This is a genomic window from Chamaesiphon sp. OTE_20_metabat_361, assembly GCF_031364565.1.
Window position 1 is genome coordinate 1 of record NZ_JANLWO010000019.1, and the last position, 6,946, is coordinate 6,946.

General features: G+C 47.6%; 8 protein-coding genes. 2 read left to right on the forward strand and 6 right to left on the reverse strand.

Annotated elements, in window-relative coordinates:
- The 5 genes from RMO35_RS00485 to RMO35_RS00505 all read right to left on the reverse strand — a co-directional run.
- Window positions 1-647: DevA family ABC transporter ATP-binding protein (locus RMO35_RS00485; protein WP_309737807.1), on the reverse strand; the 647-nt coding region annotated here is incomplete at its 3' end.
- A 9-nt stretch (window positions 648-656) separates the two neighbouring features.
- Window positions 657-1,844 carry an ABC transporter permease DevC gene (gene devC, locus RMO35_RS00490; RefSeq protein ID WP_309737808.1) on the reverse strand — a complete coding sequence of 396 codons (1,188 nt, stop codon included), beginning with the start codon at window positions 1,842-1,844 and terminating at the stop codon, window positions 657-659.
- A gap of 9 nt (window positions 1,845-1,853) precedes the next feature.
- Entirely contained in the window at window positions 1,854-3,287 is a 1,434-nt protein-coding gene (locus tag RMO35_RS00495) for an HlyD family efflux transporter periplasmic adaptor subunit (RefSeq protein WP_309737810.1), read from the reverse strand.
- A 186-nt stretch (window positions 3,288-3,473) separates the two neighbouring features.
- Window positions 3,474-4,112 (reverse strand): glutathione S-transferase family protein, encoded by a 639-nt coding sequence (locus RMO35_RS00500; protein WP_309737811.1) that lies wholly within the window; start codon window positions 4,110-4,112, stop codon window positions 3,474-3,476.
- Window positions 4,113-4,167: 55 nt separating this feature from the next.
- Window positions 4,168-4,647 (reverse strand): MarR family winged helix-turn-helix transcriptional regulator, encoded by a 480-nt coding sequence (locus RMO35_RS00505; RefSeq protein ID WP_309737813.1) that lies wholly within the window; start codon window positions 4,645-4,647, stop codon window positions 4,168-4,170.
- Window positions 4,648-4,695: 48 nt separating this feature from the next.
- Here RMO35_RS00505 and RMO35_RS00510 point away from each other — a divergent pair, with 48 nt between their 5' ends.
- Together RMO35_RS00510 and menH are read left to right on the forward strand one after the other, a co-directional pair.
- Window positions 4,696-4,854, forward strand: coding sequence for a hypothetical protein (locus RMO35_RS00510; protein WP_309737815.1), 159 nt, complete (start codon window positions 4,696-4,698; stop codon window positions 4,852-4,854).
- A 43-nt stretch (window positions 4,855-4,897) separates the two neighbouring features.
- Entirely contained in the window at window positions 4,898-5,686 is a 789-nt protein-coding gene (gene menH / locus RMO35_RS00515) for a 2-succinyl-6-hydroxy-2,4-cyclohexadiene-1-carboxylate synthase (RefSeq protein WP_309737816.1), read from the forward strand.
- A 7-nt stretch (window positions 5,687-5,693) separates the two neighbouring features.
- Here the strand turns inward: menH and RMO35_RS00520 are convergent, their stop codons facing one another.
- Window positions 5,694-6,758: an EamA family transporter gene (locus RMO35_RS00520; RefSeq protein WP_309737818.1), complete on the reverse strand. Its 1,065-nt coding sequence runs from the start codon at window positions 6,756-6,758 to the stop codon at window positions 5,694-5,696.
- Window positions 6,759-6,946 lie beyond the last annotated feature (188 nt).

Consider the following 6,946-nt stretch of genomic DNA (forward strand, 5'->3'; position numbering starts at 1 on the left):
AGATCCAGAATGCGGTTGTCATGGGTGACTAGCAGGATCGTACAGCCTTGTTCTTTGGCGAGTTTTTCCATAATTTCCACCACATCTCGTCCCGACTTTTTATCTAGTGCTGCCGTTGGTTCATCTGCTAGGATAATTTTAGGCTGACTGACTAAGGCACGGGCGATCGCTACCCGTTGTTTTTGACCGCCGGATAAGTCACTTGGATAGTAATCCATGCGGTGGTCTAAACCTACTGCGGTCAACATCTGTCGAATCCGATTATCGGCCTCAGTTGCAGTCACATCTTGGATTTCTAATGCCATCTCGACGTTTTGATAGACGGTGAGAAAGTTTAGGAGGTTGTGAGCTTGAAAAATATAGCCGATATCGCGACGCGCTAAGGTCATCTGTTCCTTGGTAGCATTAAATAACTCGTTGCCCAAAATATTTAGACTTCCTTCCTGAACCGATCGCAAACTCCCCATGAGCGTCAATAGCGTGGTCTTGCCCGAACCCGACGGCCCAGTCATAATAATAATCTCACCCCGATCGATTTGCAGATCGATATCAAACAAGACCTGTTTTCGCAGTGAGTCTCGACCATAGTAATGATTTAAAGCGGTCATAGAGATCGCTGGTGCTGGCAGTTTTGACGATGCGGACATCTTTATCTCCTAAAAAATATCGGCAGGATCGGCAGTTTGGAGCTTCCGCACGGCGATCGCCGCAGACGATGAACTCATGATGACAGTTAGGATAAATACGAACGCCACCCGCCCCAGATCCATTGCCATCGGCAGCATTGTGGCAATATTAGTAATCCGATAGATCCCCAAAGCGATCGCTACACCTGGAATAAATGCCAGTGATGCTAAGATCAGCGACTCTTGAAAAACGACAATCAGCAGATAGCGATCGCGAAATCCCATCGCCTTGAGCGTGGCATATTCCGGTAAATGCTCCGTTACATCGCTGTAGAGAATCTGATAAACAATGACAGCCCCGACAATAAAAGCAATGACGACACCCAAATCGAAGGTATAGCCCACAGGCGTACTCGCCTTCCAAAAAGACACCTCCGCCCTGGCATAATCATCTCTAGTCATCACTTTGATATCATCGGGCAACTGCGATCGCATCTGGGTTAACACAGCTTGCACATCTACCCCAGGCTTGAGTTTGATTACCCCGACATCAATTAATCCACCTTGGCGATTGGGAGCCATCCGTAAAAAATTGACATCGCTCGTTACCAAGTAGGCATTAATCCCGAAAGTCGGGCTGAGATTAAATAAGCCCCGAATCTGCACCTGGCGTTGGTTAATTTCAGTAATTACTGGCTCCCCCACCTCAAAACGTTGCGAGATTGGCCCGAATTCTTGCCGAGAACCCATGTTAAATAGGGCTGTATCCGGTTCCCGCAATTGCTGACGATTGGCGGCGACACCAGGGATATTTAAGACCTGATGTTCGGGGTTAATCCCGATCGCATAAATATTCCAAGTCTCTTTGTTGTAGGGATTGCGCCACTGAATGGCATCGAGATAGATCGGACTGACGGATGCGACACCCGTTATACCTACTGCCTGATACAACCGCCGCTCGGTAAACCTATCGAGGGAAATCAACGCTCTCGATCGACTGCTCACCATCACAATTTCACCGTTGAGGCTATGATGAAACTCCACCGCGCTGCTAAATAACGCGCCCTGAAAGCCCATTTGTAAAAACATCAGCACATCGGCAAAACTAATCCCCGCGATCGCCACCAGCAGCTTCGTCCGTTCTTTTCGTAACTGTAACCAGGACAAAAACAGTGGTTTCTTCTTTTTGCCAATCTTGTCCCGCATCATTTCAGCCATACTATTTCCTCAAGATTTAACATCGATCGCGACTTGAATGCTTAAATTAGTTAAACCTGCCACCCGACGGCTAGAAGCTTCATCCAATAGCACTTTCACCTCTACCACCCGCGCATCAAACTTAGCCGCCGGATCGGTATTTAAGACATCTTGTTTATTAATCTCTAGTCCGACTTCAACAACTTTGCCTCGCAGTACTTCTGGAAAAGCATTATTTTTACTCGTCACAGTTGCATTCTGTCCCGATCGAATCCGACCGATATCTAATTCATAAACTTCGGCTACTGCTACCATCCGATCGGTTTGTCCCAGGCTGATGATGCCGTCATTGCCAACCCGTTCGCCAGCGCGAGTATGTATTTTGAGGACTTTCCCCGCTTGAGGCGATCGCACCGTTGCTGCATCCAGATTTGCCTGGGCTTGGGCGACATTTGCCTGGGCTTGAGCTACTTGCGATCGAGCAACTTTGATATCTACCGGACGCACTTCAGCAATTTTATTTAAGGTAAATTGACTTTCTTTAACCTGTTGCTGCATCGATGTTTCAATCTTTCGCAGGTTAGCTTTGGCTTCATTTATTTGCTGTTGTCCCGATGTTTGAATCCGGCGTAAATTGGCTGAAGCTTCAGCTATTTGCTGCTTGCCCGAAGCTGTAATTCGATTCAAATTGGCTCGATCTCGATTGACTTTTTGCTGAGCTGTTTGTGCGTTCAAGCGTTTGCTATCGCGAATGGATGCCGTAACTACGCCCTGTTGATACAAGGTTTCATAACGTTTGTACTCCAACTGCGCGTTTTCGAGTTCTGCTTGCGATTCGGCGATCGTTGCCTTCTGCGCGTCGATTTGGGTTGCTGTTTCCGCAATTACCCTAGCTACAGTCGCTTGCTGTGATGCGGTTTGTGTGCTTGTTTCGGCGATGACTCTAGCTACCGTCGCTTGCTGTGCGCCTGTCTGAGTGTCCCGTTCGGCTTGGAACCTGCCGATCGTCGCTTGCTGTGCTTGAATCTCGCCCTGTTTGGCTCCAGCTTTTACTTGTGTCAATTTCGATCGGGCAACTTCTAGCTCCTCTTGTGCCGATCGTACCGCTGACTGACGACGGGCATAGGTATCCAGCACGGCTACGATCTCCCCTTGGCGAATCGATCGACCGTGGCTGACTTTGAGAGCTTCAACTCGCGCCCCCTCGAAGGAAGTGGGGGCAAATACTCGAATCACCTCGCCTTCTGGTTCCAATCGCCCCAGCGCAGATACCATCTCGATCGCAGGTTTGGCAGCGATTGCGATCGATTGCGGCTGTGACACTGACTGACTCAACCAGATCCGATAGAATCCACCACCAACTGTCAGCAAACCACCGACACCCAGCACGATCGCCCAGTAGGGCGATTCTCGTTCCGAGAGGCTTTGCCAACGCCATTTAGTTTTTCGATCGAGATCGTTCATACAGTATTAGTATCGAGAAGGGATGAGTAAATTTCAGTCCAACTGGTATGTAACTTGAGTTACTACCTACAACCAAAGCGGTTAGAAACCGCTCCTCATGATGCAAAGTCCGCCTACGCGGACTAGTTTATTAGTCCGCGTAGGCGGACTTTGCATCATCAGCCACGATTTCAATCGTAGGCATTTCTAAGTCCTGGCTAAAGCTGCCACTTGTTCGGCAATTACTTTGGCATGAATTTCATCGGTCTTTGCCGCTTGCCAATAAGCATCAAGCTTTTTATGTCTGCCGATTAGATCCGGTTGTCCGAAGTTCGACACGATAAGATTGACTACATTGATTACGGGCACGATCGCACAATCGGCGATCGACGCTCGATCTCCCACAGCCCAAGGATCGCCGCTCAGATAACGATCGATATAGGACAAGCCCCGATCGAGAGCTTCAAATTGCGTTTTCATCACTTCCCGATCGCGTTTGGCTGGATCTCGCATCGCTCTTAAAGTAAAGACGGATGGTAATATATGAAAATCTGGCAGGCGGAGGAACAAACGGGCACGAGCCAGATCCAGAGGATCGATCGGACGTAAAGATGGCGTTGGGAAAGCATCTTCCAGATATTCGAGGATCGTTGCCGATTCTGGTAGTCCAAAACCAGAGTCCAACACCAGCGTCGGAATCTGCCCCGTCGGGTTCAGGGCTAAATAAGCATCACTTTTGATGCCGCCTGCGGGTGGCGGGACAATCTCAATATCTAGACCCTTACGATAGATGGATAGACGGACACGCGCGGCAAAGGGTGACAGCGGAACACTGTAGAGCTTCATCAGATTAATCCTCTAAGATTTATATGTATATACATGTTTCTGATAAATTTTTAAGCTAGCTGAGATTTTTTAGATCGGATAATAGCGATAGCAACGTTTGCCACTGCTGTCGATTCTCATTCTGAGAGGCTACGCCAACGAAGTGTTGCATCACCTGGGCTTGTGCTTGCTCCCACAACGGCAGTGCCTGAGCCAAGATCGATCGACCTTCAACTGTGAGCGACACCAATTTGACCCGTCGATCCTCGCCCGGATCGATCGCCACCAATCCCCGTTGCTTTAGTGGCTTGAGATTGCGAGTTAAAGTCGTCTGATCGGTATATAGCTCTTGCGCTAGGTGAGTAATCGGCGCAGACTCCATCATACTAATGCAAACCAGTAGGGTAAATTGGCTCAACACCAACCCCACAGGGCGTAATGCCGCATCATATACCTGCGTAATAATCCGTGAAGCGCGACGGACGTGCATTCCCATACAGGTTGCAGGTACTTGACTCACTCCAGTAAGTTGAGATTGGGGTATTCGATCTGCCATATCATATGTATATACATATTATCTAAGAATGTCAAGCGATAAGAGTTATTGAAAGTAACGACGAATAACACTGCGAGGGGCGTTGGTGAAGTCGGTACACTCACTAGTTGTGGTGCTGATAAATTTATTTTCGGCGATCGCAATGGTGTCTATTCCGTGGGTAATGGCAGTAACGGTCTCGATTCAAAATCCTTTATATTTAATTAGGGTGGCGTAGATTGGCACCCTAATTTTTTAATCTATTTTGCTCATGTATCGATGGCATTATACTCAAACTAGCACGCTGAATTTATCACCATTGCTACTACTGCATGGCTGGATGGGCAGTAGTGAAGATTATCGAGAAGTAATTGCATCCTTAAGCTGGCAATATAATTGCCTTGCGATCGATCTTCCCGGACATGGTAAAACTGAAGTTATTGATGAAGAAAATGGATATAATTTTGTTAATACGGCTCTCGGCATTATTGAGTTATTAGACAGTTTGGGTATCGATCGATGCGCGATCGCGGGTTATTCTTTTGGCGGTAGATTGGCATTGTATCTCGCTCTAGAGTTTCCAGATAGATTCGATCGTGCAATCTTAGAATCAACTTCTCCAGGTTTAGCAACTGAAATCGATCGACAAGCTAGAATCGCCAGCGATCTCCAAATTATCGATCGCTTATCTACCGAACCATTTGCTGATTTTGTCAGAGATTGGTATCGACAATCGCTATTTGTTGGTATCGATAAACATCCAGAGTTTCCATCGTTAATCGAGCTGCGAATTGCTACCAATAAACCGCACAAGCTATCTAAATCCTTGCAATTTGCTGGATTAGGAAATCAGCCGTACTTAGGCGACAGGTTAAAAGTTCATCCGCAATCGATATCATTAATTGTCGGGGCACTCGATCGCAAATTTGTAGACATCAATCAAGAGCTAGCTCGATCGTGTCCGCACGCAATCCTCAAGATCGTGCCAAATTGCAGTCATAATGTGCATTTCCAAAACCCACAGGCTTGGAGAGATTGTTTGACGAGCAATATTGATTAGTTCAATCTCATTCTTCCGCAGAATAAGCGCTAATTTTTGTCTCCAAAGGTGCCAGATCTGCTGCATCGACTGGTAGCGAGGTTTCCGTAGTTACCGGAACGCCAGTTAATTGACTCCAGATATAGTCCCGTTGATTGATAAATAGAATACTTACTAGTGTCAGGCAAACTCCACACCATTGGAGTAAATCGAGAGTTTCACCTAAAAATAAACTACCGAATAATAAGGCGAATACTGGAGTCAAAAAAGTCAAAGAACTCAGACTAGTCAGATTGCCCTTGGCTGCAAAGTAGAAAAACAACCCATAGGAGATCGCACTGCCAAATACCGTCGAGTAAGCGATCGAGATCCAATCATACCCAGTAATCGCCGTCCATTGGTTTGACTCCCAATACAACGAACCGATCGCCAACGGTACCCCGCCGATAATCATGTGCCAACCCGTTGCAATCACCGGATCGACATATTTGGTGACAAACGGGACTAAGATCGTGCCTACGGCCATTGAGAGGGCAGCTAGGATCATCAACCACTCGCCGCGCTCCAATAATCCCGACAGCTCAAATTGACTCGCTCCACTAGTCGAAATTTGACTCAACCACTCGACAGGTAAACCGACACAACTAATTCCCAACACGCCCAGCACCAAGCCACAAATCCCGATCGCACCAATCCGTTCTTTAAATAACCAGGCTGAGAGTATCGCTACCGCCAACGGCTGCGAGTCGATCGTCACCGAACCCAAGCCCGCATTAGTCCTTACCAATCCAGTTGCCAGAAATCCCTGAAATAACGTCCCATCGATCGCCGCAAACAGCAAGATCCACGCCCAGGCTTGCCATCCCTGCGGTTGCAGCCGCTTGGCAGTAGGATCTCCTCCCGCAACGGGCAATAAGGCAAACAGTAAGACTAAGATCCCAGCGGGGATCAGTCGAATTGCCGCCATGAACAAGGGTGTTGTATGGGGCATCACTCCTTTCATTGCCACCATCGCTGTTCCCCAGAGAAAAAAGGGCACGACCAACAAGATCGGTGTTAAGCTGAAAGTGAATGAGGACTGTTTTAACTGCATGAATACTTAGAATTGCGGCTCTTTTACAGATTGTATATTTTCTTTACACACTCTGCTAGTTAGATGGGAGATGGGAGTTGAGAGTTCGGAGCGAATAACAGTCGATACTCGATTCATCTAATCTCCTCGTCTCCTCGTCTCCTCGTCTCCTCGTCTCCTCGTCTCCTCGTCTCCTCGTCTCCTCGTCT

What these genes read in the sequence shown, in the direction of transcription:
- devC (WP_309737808.1), bottom strand. Translation starts at nt 1,844, where the DNA reads ATGGCTGAAATGATGCGGGACAAGATTGGCAAAAAGAAGAAACCACTG.
- RMO35_RS00500 (WP_309737811.1), bottom strand. Translation starts at nt 4,112, where the DNA reads ATGAAGCTCTACAGTGTTCCGCTGTCACCCTTTGCCGCGCGTGTCCGT.
- RMO35_RS00520 (WP_309737818.1), bottom strand. Translation starts at nt 6,758, where the DNA reads ATGCAGTTAAAACAGTCCTCATTCACTTTCAGCTTAACACCGATCTTG.
- RMO35_RS00495 (WP_309737810.1), bottom strand. Translation starts at nt 3,287, where the DNA reads ATGAACGATCTCGATCGAAAAACTAAATGGCGTTGGCAAAGCCTCTCG.
- menH (WP_309737816.1), top strand. Translation starts at nt 4,898, where the DNA reads ATGTATCGATGGCATTATACTCAAACTAGCACGCTGAATTTATCACCA.
- RMO35_RS00505 (WP_309737813.1), bottom strand. Translation starts at nt 4,647, where the DNA reads ATGGCAGATCGAATACCCCAATCTCAACTTACTGGAGTGAGTCAAGTA.